Annotated in this window: 16 protein-coding genes and 1 pseudogene; 6 read left to right on the top strand and 11 right to left on the bottom strand. The window is 58.3% G+C overall.

The features are described 5' to 3' along the window. Positions 1-3,815 (top strand): calcium-binding protein (locus ATY77_RS33490; protein ID WP_141103985.1); only part of this gene is annotated, 3,815 nt, incomplete at its 5' end. A 234-nt stretch (positions 3,816-4,049) separates the two neighbouring features. On the opposite strand, the gene ATY77_RS32285 is transcribed toward ATY77_RS33490, so the two are convergent. Further along, a complete protein-coding gene (locus ATY77_RS32285) occupies positions 4,050-4,907 on the bottom strand; it encodes a LysR family transcriptional regulator (RefSeq protein WP_088690467.1) in 858 nt (285 codons plus the stop codon). A gap of 107 nt (positions 4,908-5,014) precedes the next feature. Here ATY77_RS32285 and ATY77_RS32280 point away from each other — a divergent pair, with 107 nt between their 5' ends. After that, complete coding sequence (locus tag ATY77_RS32280) at positions 5,015-5,473, top strand: DUF3237 domain-containing protein (RefSeq protein ID WP_088690466.1); 459 nt, start codon at positions 5,015-5,017, stop codon at positions 5,471-5,473. A gap of 80 nt (positions 5,474-5,553) precedes the next feature. Further along, complete coding sequence (locus ATY77_RS32275; protein ID WP_088690465.1) at positions 5,554-6,120, top strand: dihydrofolate reductase family protein; 567 nt, start codon at positions 5,554-5,556, stop codon at positions 6,118-6,120. Between the two features lie 169 nt (positions 6,121-6,289). On the opposite strand, the pseudogene ATY77_RS32270 reads toward ATY77_RS32275, so the two are convergent. Further along, positions 6,290-7,193: pseudogene (locus ATY77_RS32270) on the bottom strand (alpha/beta hydrolase). Positions 7,194-7,404: 211 nt separating this feature from the next. Here ATY77_RS32270 and ATY77_RS32265 point away from each other — a divergent pair. Then, positions 7,405-7,764, top strand: coding sequence for an NAD(+)--rifampin ADP-ribosyltransferase (locus ATY77_RS32265; RefSeq protein ID WP_141103984.1), 360 nt, complete (start codon positions 7,405-7,407; stop codon positions 7,762-7,764). A gap of 187 nt (positions 7,765-7,951) precedes the next feature. Here ATY77_RS32265 and ATY77_RS32260 read toward each other — a convergent pair whose 3' ends face one another. Together ATY77_RS32260 and ATY77_RS32255 are read right to left on the bottom strand one after the other, a co-directional pair. Next, a complete protein-coding gene (locus ATY77_RS32260; RefSeq protein ID WP_088690464.1) occupies positions 7,952-8,533 on the bottom strand; it encodes a hypothetical protein in 582 nt (193 codons plus the stop codon). A 319-nt stretch (positions 8,534-8,852) separates the two neighbouring features. Continuing rightward, positions 8,853-9,332 carry a hypothetical protein gene (locus ATY77_RS32255; protein WP_088690463.1) on the bottom strand — a complete coding sequence of 160 codons (480 nt, stop codon included), beginning with the start codon at positions 9,330-9,332 and terminating at the stop codon, positions 8,853-8,855. Between the two features lie 377 nt (positions 9,333-9,709). On the opposite strand from ATY77_RS32255, the gene ATY77_RS32250 reads away from it, so the two are divergent. Continuing rightward, the gene (locus ATY77_RS32250; protein ID WP_088690462.1) at positions 9,710-11,104 is read left to right on the top strand and encodes a hypothetical protein; all 1,395 of its coding nucleotides are present in this window, start codon (positions 9,710-9,712) and stop codon (positions 11,102-11,104) included. 250 nt (positions 11,105-11,354) lie between these two features. After that, positions 11,355-11,648 (top strand): hypothetical protein, encoded by a 294-nt coding sequence (locus ATY77_RS32245; protein WP_088690461.1) that lies wholly within the window; start codon positions 11,355-11,357, stop codon positions 11,646-11,648. 115 nt (positions 11,649-11,763) lie between these two features. Here the strand turns inward: ATY77_RS32245 and ATY77_RS32240 are convergent, their stop codons facing one another. From ATY77_RS32240 to ATY77_RS32210, 7 genes are all read right to left on the bottom strand, one after another. After that, positions 11,764-12,729, bottom strand: coding sequence for a hypothetical protein (locus ATY77_RS32240; RefSeq protein WP_088690460.1), 966 nt, complete (start codon positions 12,727-12,729; stop codon positions 11,764-11,766). Between the two features lie 181 nt (positions 12,730-12,910). Next, a complete protein-coding gene (locus ATY77_RS32235; RefSeq protein WP_088690459.1) occupies positions 12,911-14,059 on the bottom strand; it encodes a site-specific integrase in 1,149 nt (382 codons plus the stop codon). After that, positions 14,049-14,318, bottom strand: coding sequence for a type II toxin-antitoxin system VapC family toxin (locus ATY77_RS32230; protein ID WP_190237727.1), 270 nt, complete (start codon positions 14,316-14,318; stop codon positions 14,049-14,051). The genes ATY77_RS32235 and ATY77_RS32230 overlap by 11 nt, the downstream gene beginning before the upstream one ends. Before the next feature lie 507 nt (positions 14,319-14,825). Next, positions 14,826-15,839 carry a serine protease gene (locus tag ATY77_RS32225; RefSeq protein ID WP_088690458.1) on the bottom strand — a complete coding sequence of 338 codons (1,014 nt, stop codon included), beginning with the start codon at positions 15,837-15,839 and terminating at the stop codon, positions 14,826-14,828. 13 nt (positions 15,840-15,852) lie between these two features. After that, positions 15,853-17,820: a caspase family protein gene (locus tag ATY77_RS32220; RefSeq protein ID WP_245314419.1), complete on the bottom strand. Its 1,968-nt coding sequence runs from the start codon at positions 17,818-17,820 to the stop codon at positions 15,853-15,855. A 1-nt stretch (position 17,821) separates the two neighbouring features. Beyond that, positions 17,822-18,913 carry a trypsin-like serine protease gene (locus ATY77_RS32215; protein ID WP_088690457.1) on the bottom strand — a complete coding sequence of 364 codons (1,092 nt, stop codon included), beginning with the start codon at positions 18,911-18,913 and terminating at the stop codon, positions 17,822-17,824. Then, entirely contained in the window at positions 18,910-20,166 is a 1,257-nt protein-coding gene (locus ATY77_RS32210; protein ID WP_245314418.1) for a hypothetical protein, read from the bottom strand. Before ATY77_RS32210 ends, ATY77_RS32215 begins: the two co-directional genes overlap by 4 nt. Positions 20,167-20,179 lie beyond the last annotated feature (13 nt).

The raw sequence follows: 20,179 nt of genomic DNA, 5'->3' as shown, positions 1-20,179 counted from the left end.
ACGACACCTATGTCATCGACAATGCTGGCGATGTGGTGACGGAGAATGCCGGCGAGGGCACCGACACGGTGAAGACGGCGCTGGCCGCCTACACGCTTGGCGCCAATGTCGAGAACCTCGTCTCTACCGGGACGGCGGCCTTTGCCGGCACCGGCAACGAACTGGCCAACGCGATCACCGGCGGGGCAGGCGCCGATACGATCGACGGTGGAGCGGGTGCGGACACGCTGACAGGCGGGGCTGGCAACGACATCTATGTCGTCGACAACGCAGGCGACGTGGTGGTGGAAGCAGCCGGCGCCGGCACCGACACGATCAAGACGGTGCTGAACAGCTATTCGTTGGCGTCGCTCGCCAATGTCGAGAACCTGACCTTCACCGGCACGGGCGACTTCACCGGGTCGGGCAATGCCGCGGTCAACGTCATCACCGGCGGCGCCGGCAACGACATCCTCGACGGCGGCGCAGGCGCCGACACGCTGGTCGGCGGAGCGGGCAATGACATCTATATCGTCGACAATACAGGCGACGTGGTGACGGAAGCCGCAAGTGCCGGCACCGACACGATCGAGACGGCACTTGCCAGCTACTCGCTGGCAGCACTCGCCAATGTCGAGAACCTGACCTATACGGGCACGGTTGCCTTCACCGGCACCGGCAATGCCTCGGCCAACGCCATATCAGGCGGATCCGGCAACGACACGCTCGACGGTGGCGCTGGCGCCGACACGCTGATCGGCGGCACCGGCGACGACACCTACCTCGTCGACAATGCCGGGGACGTGATTACCGAGAATGCCGGGGAGGGCACCGATACGGTCAAGACGGCACTCGCAAGCTATACGCTGGCCGCCAATGTCGAGAATCTCGTCTATACAGGGACCGGAACAGCAGTCTTTGCCGGCACGGGTAATGCGCTTGATAATGCCATCACGGGCGGTGTGAATGCCGATACGCTTTCGGGCGCCGCCGGCAATGACACGCTTGATGGCGGCGCTGGCGCCGACCACCTGATCGGCGGCACGGGCGACGATACCTACATCGTCGATAATGCCAGCGATGTGATCACCGAGAATGCCGGCGAGGGCACCGACACGATCAGGACGGGCCTGGCGACCTATTCGCTGGCCACGCTTGGCAATGTCGAGAACCTGACCTACACCGGCACGGCGGCCTTCACCGGCACCGGCAACGCGTCGGCCAACGTCATCACTGGCAGTTCGGGCAACGACACACTCGATGGCGGAGCAGGAGCCGATACGCTCTCGGGCGGTGCTGGCAACGACACCTATGTCATCGACGATATCGCCGATGTGGTCGTCGAAGCGGCCGGCGGCGGAACCGACCTCGTCAAGACGGTGCTTGCCGCCTATACGCTCGGCGCCAATGTCGAGAACCTCACCTACACCGGGTCGTCGGCCTTTGCCGGCACGGGCAACGAACTCGACAATGCGATCACGGGTGGGGCCGCTGCCGATACGCTCTCAGGCGGCGCCGGCAATGATACGCTCGACGGTGGGGCAGGTGCCGATACACTGATCGGCGGCTTGGGCGACGACACCTATATCGTCGACAATGCCGGCGATGTCGTCTCCGAGAATGCCGGCGAGGGCATCGATACGGTCAAGACCTCACTGACCACCTACACGCTTGGCGCCAATGTCGAGAACCTGACCTATACCGGCACGGCCGCCTTCACCGGCACGGGCAATGGTCTCGACAACGTCATCACCGGCGGGACCGGCGCCGATCACCTGGCAGGCGGTCTCGGCAACGACACCTACATCGTCGACAATGCCGGCGATGTGGTCACCGAGAATGCCGGCGAGGGCACCGACACGGTCAGGACCGCGCTTGCCTCCTACACGCTGGCTGCCAATGTCGAGAACCTGGTCTATACGGGTGCTGCAGCCTTTGCCGGGACCGGCAACGGCCTCGACAACATGATCACGGGTGGTGCAGGCGCAGACACGCTGACCGGTGGCGCCGGCAACGACACGCTCGACGGCGGGGTTGGCGCCGACCACCTGGTCGGCGGCACCGGCGACGATATTTATATCGTCGACAATGCCAGCGATGTTGTCACCGAGAATGCCGGCGAGGGCACCGACACGATCAGGACGAACCTCGCGACCTATTCGCTGGCCTCGCTCGCCAATGTCGAGAACCTCACCTATACCGGCACGGCCGCCTTCACCGGCACAGGCAACGCGTCGGCGAACGTCATCACAGGCGGGTCCGGCAATGACACTCTTGACGGCGGAGCAGGCGCCGACACGCTGATCGGTGGCACCGGTGACGACACCTATGTCGTCGACAATGCCGGTGACATCGTCGTCGAGAACATCGGCGAGGGCATGGACACCATCAAGACATCGCTTGCGAGCTATACCCTCGGGGCGAATGTCGAGTTCCTCACCTATACCGGGACTGCCGCCTTCACAGGAACGGGGAATGAGCTCAGCAACACCCTGACGGGCGGCGCGGGCGCCGACACGCTTGTCGGCGGCGGCGGTGATGATTTCCTCGATGGTGGAACAGGCGCCGATCACCTGATCGGCGGCATCGGCGACGATGACTATGTGGTCGACAATGCCGGTGATGTGGTGACGGAGAATGCCGGGGAGGGAAGCGATACGATCTTTACGACGCTCGCGACTTACTCATTGGCAAATGTCACCAATGTTGAAAACCTGACCTATACAGGAACGGCAGCATTTACGGGTACCGGGAACGCGTTAAACAACGTCATCAGAGGTGGTGACGGTGCCAACATCCTGGAGGGCGGTGCCGGCGACGATACCTTGATGGGGGGCTACGGCAATGACACGTTCATCGTCGACAGCCTGAACGACGTCATCATCGAAAATGCCGGAGCCGGAACCGACACGATCAAGACGGCGCTTGCCAGCTACTCGCTGGTCGCCATCAGCAACGTCGAGAACCTCACCTACACGGGCACTGCTGACTTCACGGGGACGGGCAACGAGCTTGCCAATATGATTACGGGTGGGGTTGGCAACGATGTCCTTGATGGGGGAGCCGGCGGCGATACGCTTGTCGGGGGTGCGGGCAATGATACCTACATCGTCGACAATGTCAGCGATGTGGCCACCGAAGCTGCCAACGCCGGGATCGATACGATCAAGACGGCGCTCGCCAGCTATAGTCTGGCCTCGCTCACGAATGTCGAAAACCTTGTCCACACCGGGTCTTCTGACTTCGCGGCAACGGGCAACGCATCGGCGAACGCGATCATCGGAGGGGCTGGCAATGACACGCTCGATGGTGGAACCGGCGCAGATACGCTGACAGGCGGCACCGGAAATGACATCTATGTGGTCGATAATGTCGGTGACCTGGTGGTCGAGAATGCCGGCGAGGGGACCGACACAGTGAAGACCTCGCTGGCGAGCTATACACTCGGGGCGAATGTCGAAAACCTCATCTACACCGGGACAGCGGCGTTTACAGGAACCGGCAATTCGCTCGACAACGTCATCACCGGCGGCAGCGGTGCAAATCGGCTGTCAGGTGGCGGGGGTGACGACATCTTGATCGGCGGCGTGGCCGCGGACACGTTCGTCTATGGCGCCAACGGTGGCATAGACACGATCGTGGGCTTTGTCGCTTCCGGATCTGCCTACGATGTGCTCGCTCTCGATAGCTCGGTCTTTGCCGACTGGGCGCATCTCTTGGCGGCCTCCACACAATCGGGCAGCGACGTTGTCATCACGGCAGATGCGGACGACAAGATCATCCTCAAGAACGTGACGGTTGCGAGCTTCCAACCAGCGAATGTGCAGTTCGTGTGATCGCCTCCATGGCTCGTCCGGTACCCACCGAGCGAGCCCACATTTTTTCACGTTGGACAGGTGAGTGTTTGGACTTCTTGGGACTATGGTTTCGCAGGACGGTGCTTCGGGCCGGTATCGACGGAAGAATTGAGCGCCTTGATTACTCAGAGGTCGCTTCCCCGAGCGGCCAGCGTGACCCTGGGCGAGGTTCTGGGCGCGAAGCGTCGTGCGGAACGAAGGAAATGATCTGCGTCAGACGGGCTCGTGAGCCTGCTCGCGGAGCCATTCGCAGAGCTGCCTGGGCGCGAGACGCGGATCGTCGGCGCGCATCAGCGCAAAATGCCAGGCGGGCCCGCTCAGCACGTAAGAGAACGGCGCGATCAGCAATCCCTTTTCCAGAAGCGGCCGAAACAACACCGGCGACAGCAGCGCCACGCCGACGCCGGCCAGTGCCGCATTGGCGTCCAACTCGTGCGTAGGATAATCGATCGCCACGAATCGCAGAGCCCGCGATAGCTCGCACCGGGCGCCCCTGAACCACGCATGCCAATCCGGATGAGGCAAAAGCTCGAAATCGGCAAGCGCATCCGGCAGGATCACGGTCCGCGTTGCCAATAGAGAGGGCGCCAGCATTGGCGTCACTTCAACGGGGACAAGCGGATATTCTTCAAGCCCTTGCCATCCTCCACGACCGGTCCTTATGGCAACGTCGAACGCACTGGGATCGCGGACATCTGCGGAGACATCGACCTCGATGGGGGATGTTCCTGCGGAGGGATATCGTGCCAGACGTGGCGCAAGCCAGCGGGACGCGAATGTCGGAGGCGCGGTCAATCGGAGTGGTGGCGTGGTTGCTTGAAATTCGTCGATCGCGCCGGCGACGTTCTCCAGCGCCGTGCGAACTCGGGCAGCCAGCAGAGCGGCGGCAGGCGTTGGGACAACTGGTCGAGCCGCTCGCTCGAAGAGCGGCTGGCCAAGTTCGGCCTCCAATGTGCGGATACGAAGGCTGACGGCCGCGGGTGTCAGGCATAACTGTTCGGCCGCACGGGCGAAGCTACCGGTGGAAACACACGCTTCGAATATGCGCAAAGACTCCAACGGCAACCGCATGATCTCTTCTCTTTTGACTAATTTTTCTTGTGATGGTCACAAGCAATGCGCGTTTTGGAGCTACGGCGCCTTCAAGTAGGGTTTAGATCCAACATAGGCGATCCGACATGTCCCTGCAATCTCGGCACTTATTCACATTGTTCCTGACTCTTCATCCGGCGCTTGAGCTTGGCCAGACACCGGCCGGAAGCCGCCGCATCTTTCCCGTTTCCGGTGGATATTTCCAAGGCGAGCGACTGAAAGGAGAGGTGTCGCCGCTGATCGGCTCCGATCTGCTGCTGGCGCGCGCAGACGGCACGTTTCAGCAAGATGTAAGGCTGTTGCTTGTCGCCGATGACGGCGGCCTGATCTTGATGACCTATCGCGGCGTCCGGCGTTCGTCCCAGGCTGTCGATGAGCGTCTCGCTCGCGGCGAAATGGTTGATCCTTCCGAATACTATCTCCGGACAACGCCCAATTTCGAGACCGCCGCCCCACACCACGCCTGGCTCAACCAGATCGTCGCGGTTGCGAAAGGCGGCCGGCGTCCTGGTGGCGTCGAGTATGATGTATTCGAAATTCTTTAAAGCAGCTCGCAATCAATCTGGCACGCTATCAACGCGGCCTTCATCCAGGTTCGCAGACTGCAAGATAAGGGAGACTGCAAGTGAAGAAATCTATCGTCAGCAATTGGGTCAGTCTAGACGGATTTATCGCCGGCCCGAATGGTGCCCTTGACTGGATCCTTGGCGACGGTCGCCTTGCGCAATACGAAACCGAACTCATGGCGCAAGCCGATACGATTCTCAGTGGTCGCCGGACCTACGAGCAGCTGTCACAATACTGGAGTGCGGTACCGAATAACCCTCATGCGATGGATTGGGAAAGACCCTATGCGGATATGATCAATGCCGCCCATCACATCGTCGTCTCACATGACTTGCAAAAGGCGCCTTGGGGCAACTCTACGATATGGCCCTCCATCGAACAGCGAGCTCTCGACGCCCTAAAGGCGGGATCGGATAAGGCGATCCTCATCTTCGGCAGTGCTACGGTTGTGCAAACCTTGACGAAGCTGGGGGCCGTAGACGAGTTTCACCTCCTGGTCCACCCGGTGCTGCTCGGCGGCGGGACGCGGTTGTTCGAGGAGGTGGATGTTCGCATGAACCTTAGACGCGTCGATGTTGAGGCGTTCGACAGCGGAATCGTCAAGATGGTCTACCAGCGGGGCTAGCAGTTTTCGCTGGACCGGAGATTCGGCACCCGTCAGTTTCGTCTCGCGAAAAAGACGGCGTCACATAGTCATCAAGCCTTGCCGCTTTCTCAATTGAACGTTTGGAGTTTTATGATAGTCGGCTCGAGCTCGAGTGCGTGTTCACTCTCGGGCAGTGACCAAGGAGCCGTTACAGGGCAGTGCCAGAGCCTCCGAAAAATCGGGCCAAAGTCTCCGCAGTATCTCTTGGATGCTCTTCGGGAAAAAAGTGGCCGCCCGGCACAGCGCAGCCTTCCACCTTGTCGCTCCATTGACGCCAAAGCGCCAGGGGGCCGCCTTCCGACGCGTACCACTCAGCCAGCGCACCGGACGCGCTCCAGAGTGCCAGCACCGGGCATTCAATTTTACGATCCGCAATCCGATCTTCTGCATCGTGCTCACGATCGATAGACGCTGCTGCGCGATATTCTTCGCAAATTGCGTGGACGTGATCCGGGTCAGACAGTGCCTGGACGTAGGCATGTCTGACCTCGGGCGGGAAAGCCGTTGCCGAGGAACCCCAACCCTCAAGCGCCTGGTCAATAACAGCCTCGGCGCGCCGACAATGAGCCGTTCCGGCAATGGCGGCAACCGCGCGAGTAGGCTCCAAGGCCAGAATGCCAGAGCGAAACGGTCGTCCGCACGGTTCCATGCGTCGTCGGTCAGGACAATATCGAGAACTGCCAACTTTTCGACCGGGCCTGGATGATCGAGCGCCATTCGATAGGTGACACGGCCGCCGCGGTCGTGGCCGCAGACCATGAAGTGACCAAATCCGATCTTCGCCATCAGCTCGATCATCTCTTTCGCCATTGCACGCGTCGAATAGCCAAGGGGTCGGAAACAGTCGAAGGACAGCTGCTGGCGCCATAGCCCCTCAGATCGGCGCAGACGACGGTGAATCTGGACGCCAGCAATGGAGCAATGTCTCGCCACATGAGGTGTGTTTCGGGAAAGCCATGCAAGAGCAGCAACGGAGGCCCGTTGCCGGTGACCGTGGCGAATATAGACGCATCGGACAGAGCGAACACTTCTGCATGTACCCGATCCGGCATTTCAGCCTCGTGCTTTGCGGTTGCGCCCGTTTGCGTTCCGTTGCGAGCGTGATGGCTTGGTGAAACGTCCTGCCCGTCGCAGAGTTGCAAAAGACGCGGACCGCCAGATGAGCGGTTACGCGCGGAGTGCGACCAGCGCCGGCGCGCCGGCTTATGTCAAGGCGGCAATCTGGGATGACGGGAGCGCGCTATCGCTTGGCGCCTTGCCACTATGATCTTCCAACGCGTCGAGGGGCTTGCGGCAAGGGGGGCAAATCCGCCATTAACAACGCCGTCGATTCGACAGAAGAAGGAAAAATTTATCTCACATGCCGACAGCAACACACCCGCCCAACCCTTCTTGCATGGCACGAAAGCCGATCTGAAGCCGGGCGATATGATCAAGATGGGGTACAAGTCGAGTTTCACAACGGCAAAGCCGCTGTCCTGGGTTTATTTCACCAGTACGATCGAGGCCGCGACTTGGGGTGCAGAACTGGCCGCTGGTGATGGACGGGGGCGGATTTATATAGTGGAACCGACCGGCACTTTCGAAGACGATCCCAACCTCACGACAGGGAGTTTCCGGTGAGCGAATGGGTAGCCTCGGCGTCGCTTCTCCCCGGTTTTTAAAATTGTATATTAGCCATACTTGACATGCGCCTGTGGCAGGATCATCTAATTTACAGTGCTACGGTCAAGGAAGAAGGCCATGTTGAAGAAGATTCTGATACTGATCAAGAAAGACTTGAGTACCCTGGCAAGGAAGTGGACAGATTTCATTGCGGGCAGAAGGCACCTTTCGCGGCACTGACAAGTACGGAATAATCTTTATTGAAACCCTGTATTTGGTGCGGGGGTTTAGCCATGGTGCTTGCCCTTTCGACAAAGGCTTTGGCGTTCTCCTGGTGAAACGATGCGACGTCATCACAAAGGATTTCCGGTAAGGCCGTACCGGCGGCCAGGCCTTCAAAAACATCGTCATAGGCGTTCAGTTTAGAGAAGATCGACCATCTGACCTTGGCCGTTTCGTCGGCTGTAAGGGCCAGGGCCGCTCTTGGGCCACTTCCCAGACATCTGATCAATGCCTTAGTCGCTGCGGATTCCGCGTATGTCATCTCGGCATTGTGCTGCTGGAACAAGTCGCCGTAGGAATCCGGGCCAAGCTGATTGGCGAACGACAGGCATTCGTTCGAGGTGAGATTTGAATTCGATTCGATTGCAAAGCCCGTCGCCAGCGCATTCGAATTGGCAGCTTTGCTATAGATGTTCGCGTAATAGGCAAACACTGCGCTGACAATAGCGACGGCGAGGCCGAGTATGCCGACCAAAAGGGACCAAAAATCAAATTTGGTGAACAATATTCGGCCCTCGCGGAGAGATTAAATTTGTTGAGGAAGTATCTCTGGAAGAACAACAAAGTCAACTGTCCGTCCCAACGTGATATGCAAGACTGGAACCTCCATAAATAAGGCTTGGAGCTGCGGCGTCACTGAAAACAGGCAGTGCTGGCATTTGATTGTCAGCTATCTATTCTTAACTGTGGCCTCGGGCCGTCGATATTTAGGCAGGGATGAATGGTCATAGCTCCGCCATTGGCGGTCAAGGCGGCCCCGTTTGTTCAGGTCTGACGATCGTCGCAGGTCACCCGCGACGGTCTATTGGAGGCTGCTTTGAGGTCTAGGCAGCGCCTTTGGTCGCCTGGTCACGGAGGACGATTTCGTCGCCGAAGACTTCCACGCCCTTCACCCCTGCCCCGATGCCGATCAACTGCACCTGATCGAAGAGGGCAATCGAGTTCGGCTCCTTGGTCCAGGCGATCGTCTGGACCTCACCATAAGCCTTCATGCGGCTCTCGTAGTTCATGTCGGTCATCGCACCGCTCAAAAGAGCGTCGACCTTGGCGTTGTTGTAGCCGGTCAGGTTCGATCCGTCGGTCGAGAAGAACTTTCGGCGCAGGCGCCAATCAGCGTTGGTAACGCCTGTTCCAAGCAACCACATGTTCGCTGCATTCGTACCCCGGCCGGTGCCACCCTGCTCAGCGCGGTAAAGCGTTTTCTGATAGGTCGCCCATTCCCAGACCTTAAATTCCGTCTGGAGCCCAATGGCGTTCAGGTAGCTCTGTACCGTCTCGGCGACCTCCTTGCCTGATCTCACCATGATTGATGGTTGCCCAACTGGTATTCGACGTGACGCCCGACGGGATGGCTTACTTAGAAAGGCGTAAGGTCGAACTTTGAGACTAAGGCCGGCTGGTCGGGATGAAACAGACAATTTGGAGGACTGCCGCTTTAGTTGCCGTCTGGCTTGTTGGTTCGATGTTGGGCGGCGGATGCTCTATGCGAGCAAGTCCCCTGCCCCATACATCGGTGAGACTGACCGAGAACTGCGCTGTCGGTTTCAAAGGGCTTCCCTGGATCCCTGGCCGCTGGTGTGGAACGGGCAGGTGGTAACGGAGCGGAGCTGATTTCGCGATACCGAATGTCAATAATAGGTCTTTACCAACTCATTGACGCTAGTTGCGTGGAGAGGCCGTGATGACCAATTCAGGTAGGAAGAACTTCAAATATACCGACGAAATGTTGACCGACGGTTCGAAGATTGCCGGCGAGATCACCAGTGCGATCCTAGCTGTCGCGAAAAAGCTTGGCCGTCGTCCCAGCCATCGTGACCTCAGAAGACATGAATGCGGCGTCATTGCCGGAAAGCTCAGCGCTCAGCAAATCCGAAATATCTGTGCGCCGCTGGCTTTTCTGGAACCGACTGCCAGGATCATCTGGACGAAGGCTCGTTGCGAACAAGCGGTCCGACGGGTTTGGAAAAAGCTAAATCGGCGACCGACCCATCAAGATCTGCGGAATAGCCGCTACCATCGAGCCGTGAGTCTACTAAGCGCTGCCGACATCGACCGTATCGGCCGAAATGCCGGACTGGCAGACAACAGACACCGAAAGCCGGTCGGCTACTGGACACCAGAGACGGTGGTACAATCGTATCTGGAAAAGTTCGCGCATTTCGACTTTGGGCCACGGCCGTTTGAGCTTCGTCAGATGGGCGAGGGCGCATTGAAGGCGATGATCGAGGCCCGGTTCGGCAGCTTCCATAAATTCGAGGAGGCTGTTCGTGTCAGATGCCCCACGATGAAGTTTAAAGAGGAACCTGTCACGGCAAATGGGATCGCACTAGATTCCTTCCGCGAAGTTGCCGCTTACGAGGGGATCATGCTTCAGCTAGGCGTAGATCCTGACGAGATCTTGATTCACCAGAAATTTCCCCACGCCCGCGGGCGTGCTTTTCCTGACTTCATCGTTCGCAACGTCGTTGTCGAAGTGATCATGTATTCCCGCGAGAACGAGTCACAGCGAAGCCTTGATTATTTCAAAAAGCTTAGAGCCAAAGTCGCTCTGTATATTGAAGCGGGCTTTGAGGTTGTAGAAGTTCATCCTCAGGAGGTCGTGAACGCGGATCGCAGAGCGGAACTGATCTCGAAGATCCGTGCAAAACTTGGAACAGAAACATTCCATCGAGCTTCCGGGCAGAGCATGCGAGAACACGGATTTTGGTCACGAGATAACGTTCGAAAGGAGATCGCAGCATTGACAGCAAAGCTGGGGCGATTTCCGACTTATCGTGATCTGGACGCACACAAGATCGGCAGCGCCAAGAACCCTCTAAAACGATATCCGCGCGAGTTGCTCGCTGAAGAACTCGGTTATCCAGTCGGAAAGCAATCGCATGGATTTTGGACCGAGGATAAAGTTCTAGATGAGTGCCTGAAGTTGTCTGGGGAGACCTTCCCGAGCCGCACCATCCTCGAAGAGAATAAGACGCTGCTGGCAGCGATGAAAAACTCTCCTTTGAGCATGGATGATTGGCGACGCCTCTTTGAAGAGTACGTTGTCCGCCTAAAAGGCGGGGAAAGAGCTGCGTAGCAGAAGTGCAGGTCGTTTAAGTCTGACCGCTCCGGCGAGCCGATCTGGATAATCTGTTGCCGCTCAAAGTCGGTGGCGTGCCTTACTACCACATACCTCGATCGGCCAGCACGGTTGCTGGCGCCGTCGAGACCCAGCAGAATACAGCTGCGCACTTTGTGGTGATGGTTGACACCGTGACGCCACGCGAAGTCGGATCTTAGGTCGTGCCCGGTGAGGCAGCGTGAGCGTCGCAATGGAGGAGAACGATATGGACGATTTTCATTTTGGGGCAGGGGAATTTTCGAGCGAGCTGTGGATCGACGGTAAGCGCGTGTTTGTAAAACCAAGAAGCGTCGACGTGGAGTTCGTCAATGCCGGTCCGTTTGACTGGGTTTTTGCAGACGAGAACGGCAAAGAAGTCAGGACCTACCGCCACGACAACAAGTCGGGTTGGACTGGGATCGACCTGTTTTCCCTCGGACTATCGGGCGACTTCAGCATCGGCTTTCGAAGCGCAAGCTCGGGTCTGCTTAGAACCAAGCAGGGCGACGTGCATTTCTAGGCTAGACTAGTACCTTGCTAGTTTAACGGGGAAGGCTTCTCTCACTGGTGGCTTCGGGGGCAACGCCATCGGCCGATACAGTGCCTGCCCACAGGCGCTACTGACCTGCCTCATCTCATTCGCCAATCGTCACATAGTACGACCGCATGCCGTACGCCGCAAACAGCTGCACCCGAATGCAGGTCATTGCTTTGCCCTGCCAATGCATCGCTCCAACCTCGATCTCATGAAGATTGTCAGTTGGGGGTAGCTTGCGCTGCCATAGGCAACCAACGTGCTCCAGGTGACCGAGTACGGGGCTTCCCGGAGGATAGGTAGTGCGCACGAAATCAGCGACAGTGGGCCTAAAGGCTTCGAACCGGTGGGTGCCGTAAACATGCGCGATCTTGGCGATCATCTGCGAGAAGTGGACGAGATCGATTGCCTGGGTAGAAAAATCTTCGAGTGCGTATTGTTTTAGATACTCTGGCTCGGCGTTGATGTTGAACATTAGGATGTTGAACAGATCGTCAGATAAAGGGGATCTGCGGCTGTAGGATGCTGCAGGAAAGAAGTTGGGCATCAACAAGATTGTCGGATAGTGCCGCAGCGGTATGAACTCATGTCGCGTGGTTTCTCTGCCGACGTCGAGGGGAAAATTAGTCTTCTCCAAGACGCCACCTTTTCCTTTCAGGAGAAGCATCTTTCGAACGGGATCGAACATGGATGTTGCGATCGCAGATTCGAAGTCAGCTGTTGCCTTCTGGCATTCAGCGCAGGACGCGGCCGGAAGTTCTAGTCCAACACCGAGAAACTCGGGGATGACATGCTCACTCGTCAGCTTAAGCGGTTTCCCGTTATCGTCGGCCTTTCGATGACAATAGACGCACTGCCCTAATGCCGGAAGATTTTCCTTTTTCTTTATCGCGGGAAACGCACGTATGTGTGTTCCTTCGATCGTGCCCTCCTCGAACATTCGGAAAGCACCCCCGCCTTTAGGGCCATAGTCGAGCTTTCCAACCGGCGGCAAATTGCTCAAGTCGTCCCATGCGAATTTAACATACCGAAAAGGCTCTCTGTCGTTTGGCGGATCACCACGCAATTTTAATCTCCTTGATCGTCCGTATGCTAAGTCCGCACACTATGTGGATCGCCGATTTACCGAGGGCTTGAAAAAGTCATTCTCACTTTGATCATTCTAGCCAGAAGGCGGGAGAAGAGGTAGCCGATAGCCTGCCTGGCGATCGGCGGTTGCGCGGCCTGCTACCCGCCGGGCGGGGCATTCATAGCATTCGGGTGGCCCTGCCACTCCGCCGCGTCGCGTTGTTGTAATAGCTCGACGCCTGCTGCACCGATCGATGCCGCGACTGCTCCATCGCCTCGGGCAGTGGGATGCCGCGATTGGCTGCTTCGGTAAGATAACCTGACCGCAGACCGTGCGCCGAAAATTCCGCAGGATCGAGCTCCGCCAGAGCGGCGCGCTGCTTGACGATGTCGTTGACCGCCTTCGGATCGAGCGGGCGACGGGAGAGATTGCCCCATCGGTCGACTTTTCGGAAGATGCTGCCAGTGTCGATCTTGGCAGCCGCGAGCCAGGCATTTAAAGCCTCGACTGGTCGGCCGGTGAGATAGACGACCTCGTCGTGGTCCGCTCCGCTCGTTTTCGTACGGCCGAGATGAATGGCGAGAGAGGGGAGGGCAGGGCCGTTCTCGACCGCGATAGCCGGCTCGGCGGTGAGCTGCTCCCTGCGCAATCCCGCGATCTCGCTGCGCCGGCGACCGCCGGACGCGAAGGCAACCATTAAAATCGCCCGGTCGCGGATGTCACGAAGGCTGTCGTTACTGCAGGTCGCGAGCAGCTTGGCCAGCACGTCGCCGGTCACCGCCTTGGCGCTCTTGCGCTTTCGGGGCCTTGGTGTTGCACGCACTGCCAACCGGATCGCCGACTTGAGAGCAGGGGACGAGAAGACGCCGCTCAGCCCGCGCCATTTCGTCAGCGTCGACCAGCTCGCAAGCCGCCGGCGCACCGTATCGGGGGCATGCGGGCCGGAGGAGCGAAGGAAGCGCTGGTCGCGCAAGCTTTGCTCGACCTCGGCCGGCATGCCGTGGTGAGAGTCGATGTCGCGCTGCTCGGGCTGCCAGAGATGGTGGGCGACGAATTTCAGAAGAAGGGCTTCCGGCGCCGGCCAGGGCAGGGATCTGCCGGTTGCCACCAGCGACCAGGCCTGCAGATAAGCGAGATCCGATGTCAGCGCCCGCAGCGTGTTTTCACCCATGCCCCCATTGACGAGATGCCGCAAAGTTTCGACGTCTTGGTCGGTCAAAAGCTCGGCAAGCTCGTCTCGGCGCTCCATAGGCAGCACGGCGGCAATCGTATCGAGTTGGTGGATACGGCGATCGACGGCGTCGCCGACTGGCCGCTTAGTCGCCATGGGCGAATGGCCCGAGAACCGTCACGCCTTCCTTTCGGGCAGCAGTGGCCAGTTTTCTATCGAGTGTGGCAAGCGCAACGCTGCGGTTGAGGGCAAGCGTAAGATAGGCGGCATCATAGGCACTCAAGCCATGATTGGCGGTCAATAGCAGGACATAACTGTCGCCACCAATACCGGCGTCGTCGAGCGGCAGCCGGCGCACCCGTTCCATATTGACCAACGCGCCGCCGGCAGGCAGCCGGCCACGGCGTTCTGACATCGCCAGAATGTTACGGATCTCGAAGAAGAACAGCGACGGCGCCGGGCAGGGGGCATCGGTAGCCGGCTGCCGGTCTTTTTATGGTTCCATTAACCAACGATATGCCGCACGACGATTATCGGCTGGTCGATGGTTCGAATGCCTTCAAGGCGGACAAGCAATGTGGATCCAGGTTTCTGTTTGAGCCCGGGCATGAGCCTGGGTAGCACCGAATCTTCGCCGCTCGCGCGGACCTGAAGTCAACATCAAGCCTTCTGTCCGATTCCTTACCCGACCTGCGCAAGGGATGGCTTGCAAAGCCAGCACTCTTGGGAGGGGCTGGTGTGCCGCTTGCGAGCGGCCGCCGCAAGGGAACCTTCGCCGCGGCGGGCGGAGCAGCCCTTGAACACCCTATCCGATTGCCGTGGCGGCCCGCCGCGCCCACTGCGGACCAGACAGCAACCGCCGCTAGTTTTCGAAGCGCTTATCAGCTCTGCCGTTGCCTGCTTCGGTCAACCTTTAGGTCTACTAGTGAACCGCCCCGGTCTGTTGTCCCGGGATCACGAATTCACACTTGGAGCCATCGCCGTCAATGCAAGCCGCGATCTCGGCGGTGTAAGCAGAGATGCGGGTGTAGACACCGACCCTCAAGGGCTGCTGTGTGCAGTCGAGCGAACCGTCGGGCAAGGCACCACGCGAAACGATTCCCGCGACAACCGGTTTCCCGGCGGATTGTGGAAGGATCAAGCCGCCACCACTGTCGCCCTTGCACGCATCTGAGCCATCGACGTTGTTGGTGTCGCCTGCACAAATCATGTCAGGCTTGAGGGTGTTTCCAAAAATCGTGTCGTCCCACACTTTCAGTTCATGGCATTCGGCGGTGGTTAGGGAGGGCACCTCACTGGAAAACTGCAGTCGTACGGGGCTTTTTCCAGGCCCGATGTAGCCAAAACCTGTCAACGTGTATTGAAGGCGGTCGCCGCTGCTCTCGTGCCCGCTGCTGTCAAACCCGGCTTGATCCTGGATCGGTATCCATCCAAGAAAGGTGTTCTCCACTATTGGAGTGGCAAGTTCCAGCAGCGCGACATCCGCTTCGTTTGTCGCGCGGTTGAAATGCTTTTGGATCAGGATCCTCTTTACGACGGCCGCGTCCGTGTAGCCACCAAGTTCGACCGTTCCCATCTGGATGCGGAAGCTTTCGGGCTGGGCGGTATCTGGAAAACAATGGGCCGCCGACAGGATAAAGCGATCGCTAATCAGAGTGCCACCGCACTGGTGCCCTCTAAAATTGGTCGCATTGGCTTTGCCGATGGAAACCGACCACGGAAACATGCCGGGATCGGCACGCCTGCCGTTTATGATTTTGGGTACCAGTGAGCCGCTGCAGTCCGCTGTGTCGGGCGGACAGGGAACCGGACGTACTCCTTGTCTGGCGGCTTCTCCCTCCAAGATGTCGGCGTACTTGGCTTCCTGTGACAACGCGACAGCCGTGGACATCGCTAACGCCAACGCGGCGAACAGGCTCGCGAGAAATCTTGGCATGTGAGTCCCTCCTTTAACGCGTACCGAAGAACCGCAGGCGGACGCCGTTGCCAATCGCCTCCCCTGGCTCGGCACTGACTGAAGTTATCCGCTTTCCGGAAATTCCTGCTTTTATAAGCTGGATCCGAGCGTCCTGAGCACGCAGCCGTGCCTCCGCCAAGGCAACCCGGTCCATTTGCAGCGCGTCCTCCAGATCGCGTTTGACGGCCGCTGCGACCGCACCGGTTTCTGCTTCTATCCTTCGCTTTTGGTATCCAGAAAGGTCGGGTGGCCGGTATTCGACAGCGATAGACACCCACAAGACGTCCTTGCTCGATTGGATGACGTCTTTGGTTATCTTGGCGATCGAGTCGCTATCCAACGCCGTTTGGTCAAGCACGACCTCGCGAAGAGCGCGGTTCAAGATGTTGTAGGAGGGCTGGGTTTCCCCGCGATAATTGAAATCAGCCCAAACTCTCGATGTCAGATCGCCACCGGTCTCCTGGCCCGGGGTGAGTTCCGCGTATAGCTTCCCGCTGCTGTCTTCGAAGAAGGTACTGTCGATCTGGATTGAAGACGAACGGCCGAATGTGAATGTGGGTGGTGCAGACACACTTGGAGCCGGTCTGGAGATTTGACCCGTGTTGACGGCCACCGCGCCGGCGGCCCCAATCATGTCTATGTCGAAATTCAGCTTGGAGCCCTTGGCCTGATATCGAGCGCCATATGCTTCGTTGATATCGCCAGCTCGGTCCACATAGGCGATCGCGTTCTCAAGAAGTGACGGACTGACCGCTGGGAGCCCGATCGTGTTCCTCGGGAAGTTGACGTCAAATCCTGACGTTGCGATCGCTATCATCTTGCCGGTCCGCAACGCTTCGGGAAACGAGTTGTCGATCGCATCGGCTGAAGTCAGGCTGCTGCCGCTAGCGTCCTCGGGTTCCGCGGCATGGTCGTCGATGTATTTCCATGCGGCCGACGAGAAGACGCTGCCTGGATTGCCGATGAGGTAGTCACTCACGTTGAGCCTCGACGGTTCGGCCATCGTAGTTTGCCATTCGCGCTTTTGCTTGTCGGCGGTCGCGGGGTCTTGCTTGGTATCGAACGTGAAGTCTCTCGAATTGAAGAAGCGGGGGTCGATTGCACCTGAAGGGATCTTTCCCTCGACGACGAGGTGGTGGACAGCGATGGACAGTTCCGTCTGCAGTTCGCTGATACGAGGCTTTTTTTTCAGGGCTTTGAGTAGGATTCCGGTATATAGGCTCATTTCGCCATCCGAATCCGTGCCGATGGCTGACCCGCCTGTATAGGTGGGAACGCCGATGCTCCAGGCTATGAGTGACGGTCCTGTGTAGCTGAATCCTGGCAGACGTGGCTCGCCAATGACCGTTGTTCCACCCTGCTCTTTGAAGGGGAACGCGGGTTGGGTTCGGCATGCATCTATGATTGCGACCGCGTAGTCGATGCGGCGTTTGGCAAGTCCGGCAATAATGTCGTTGAGCCCGACCGCATGTTTGAACAGCAGTTGTTGGTCGACGGTCCCCGTCGGATAGTCGAGAGGGACAAGCCAGTCCTGGCTGCCGTAGTGAAACCCGTGTCCAGAGTAATAGAGGACGACAACGTCTCCCGGCTGAATCGCTTCCAGCGCGTCCTTCATATATTTGTAGAACTGATCGACAGATCTGAACCGGCCAGCGCCGTCCATGTCCCAGATCCGGTACTTAGCATTCGTGAAGTACTCTCTCATTTGGTCAAGATCGCGGGCGGCGCTCTTGATCTGAGGCAACGAGTCGTAGTCGTCGTTCCCGAAGATGAAGGCGTGATAGGTTGGAGCTCTCTCCTGCATGTATTTAGGCTGCGCAGCTTCGAGAGCGGTGCCAACCAAGTACACGATCACAGCGCCAATCACGATATGAGAGACGCGGACAGCCCAATCACCTTCGAGCCTTGCAAAGCATCGAGCAATTGCTCCGACACGTTTCGCGCCACGCCAGATTATCACTTCAACCTCCCTCAGGGCTGTAGGTGGGGTTGGGATCGTAGATGAAAGAGACCTTTTGCGAGCGGAGCCAGTCGAGTACGGGCCGTGTTCCGACCGTCGTATAGATCCCGCCGCCGCCACAATATCCTCGATAGGGATGAACCACACCGGCAAGTGCGCGAGAGACGATTCCGACCAGCGTCCGCTTGCTTATCTGCAAGGTAAAAAAGCCCTCTGCGTCGATCACAAGGTCTGTATCCATTCGATAGGCCGGGCCTCCACTGTCTCCGCCACAACTGTCAGGCGCGATGCCCGGAGTGTTGGAGTTGCGACCCATGGCGAATTCCCTGAAGCTGGCGCAATAACTCATAAAGACGTAGCCGACGATACAATGCCGCGATATGAGGCTGACATTAGCGCCCTGCAGGTTTTTTGCGATAGCGCCAGTTTCGGTTCGGCCGAAGCCGAGGATAAAGAGGCTCTTTAGCCGTCGATCCGACAGGAGCTTTATGCCTGACCGAATGACTGGAAAGCTCAGTGCTACCCCAGCGCCGTCGTCCAGTTCGAACTGATCCGCCTCACTCTTCCTGATCGGTTTCAGCCGAATGAGAGAGAGATCGTGTCCAATGCCTGTGCGATCCGGATACGAGCAACTGTAACCGGGAAACAGGAACGGGCCGCTTTCGACCTTGAGTGCGGAGAAAGCCTTGTCGCCCGCTGTCTCGACGGGGGCGGTCTGGATTGAAACCTGGTAGGAACGACCACAGCCGCAATGGCCAGCTGTGAGGACCGCGTCAGGAGATAGCAGCACTCCTGTGCAGGCGTGGCGGCCCCGCGCGTCACTGAATTCAATCTTCACTACTTCTGAAAAGTTGGAAAGGCTAACGTCCACACCGTTCGCGACCCTGGCCTGCGGATTGTTCTGAGATCTTGATTTCAGATCGGCTACTGTATCCGTGTCAGTGGCGACTATGGTGTCCCCGGCCTCCGGTGGGACCTGTGCTGCATCGCCATATCGAATGCGCAGTCCAGCACTTTCGTCCTGAGCCTGCGCGATTCCGAACATAGTCAGAAACGCGAATGCTAGAGGCGACTGGCCTCCGGAATGGGTCATTGCGTTTCGACCTTGTCTTGGCACCACGCGCTGGGGTCATCGGCAGCGCTCAGGTCTGCATATTCCAAGCATGCGGCCCTCGCTCGTGCCGCACTTGTGCGAGGTTGCCCGTCCTCACCCGGACCGTACTTCAGGTTCGCCTGTTTTCTCTGCTCGGCCTCCAATTGTGCGTAGGCCTGCAAAAGTGCTTGGTTTGCCCTGATCAGCGCCTCTTGGTTTTGCGCTTCATTCGTCCCGATAATGAGTGCTTTGGCTGGAATTCGTACGGCAATACTGACGACATTGACGAACGCTTCCGATACGGCCTTCAGCTCGCTCTTCTTGTCGATCTGGACGCTCGCCAGCATGCCGTTTTCAAAGCTGATGTCGGTTTTGCGGCCTGTGAAGAAGCCGCGGCTTACCTGGAGCATGAAGACAGGTGCTCGGTTCGGCAGTTCGACAATCTGGCGTTTCCAGATGCGCCAAGGCTTTACCGATGTTGGGTCGTCGCGCTTCAGAATGACGAGCGTGTGGCTTAGCGCTGGTTTGTATAGAATTCCGAAGCGGCCCTCGCCTGCTGCGTAGCCTGCCGAGCTGAATATTTCCTCGGCGTCGTCTTTGGATTTGTAGGCCACAAGCCGGGGAGTTGCCGCGCACTGGTTTCGCATCCAGAAAGGCACGAACGGGTCGTTGCTGGGGTCGATGTAGATGCAGTAGCCACTTTTTTCGAGGGTGCGGTTTACGCTGGTGATGCGGTCCAGATCAAAGGGATCGAACTGCATCTTCATGTGAACCACGGCTGCGGAGTCGCCGACCAAGAAATCTCTGTTGGCCAGCCGGGACTCTGCGGCAATCGTCAATGCGATTCCCCGGGCGGCATCCTCAACGATGGTTTTGCTCTGATCCTCGACATTGCTGTAGACGCTCGTCAAAAGCCCTTTATCGGTCCGCTGAGCACGGACAACGTCTGAGTAAAAGGAGTTGGGCTTAAAATCCAGGCAATACTGATGCCGTTCGTCCGGCACCATGACGACCGATAGGCCGTCAGTGCCCGCGTTGCCGACCTCGGCCTTCATGTCATATCGGAAGCTGGTTAATCCCGTCGTCGGCTTCTTCAGCACAACGAACGAAAGCTCTCCTTTGGGAAGGAAGTACGTCCCCATGTTGGCATCGCAATTCGATGTTCCCGAACTCACAGAGGCTTCTAGCGCCGACGATGAATACACCGACGAGCACGATTGCATAAAGCCGAGCAGTGCGAGAAGTGCCATCATTCTTCGAAGCGAA

Origin of the sequence: Rhizobium sp. R634 (assembly GCF_002211305.1) — a bacterium.
Taxonomy (GTDB): Bacteria; Pseudomonadota; Alphaproteobacteria; order Rhizobiales; family Rhizobiaceae; genus Rhizobium.
The sequence above is the reverse complement of the archived record's forward strand: the minus strand, read 5'-3'. Positions and strand labels throughout refer to the sequence as shown.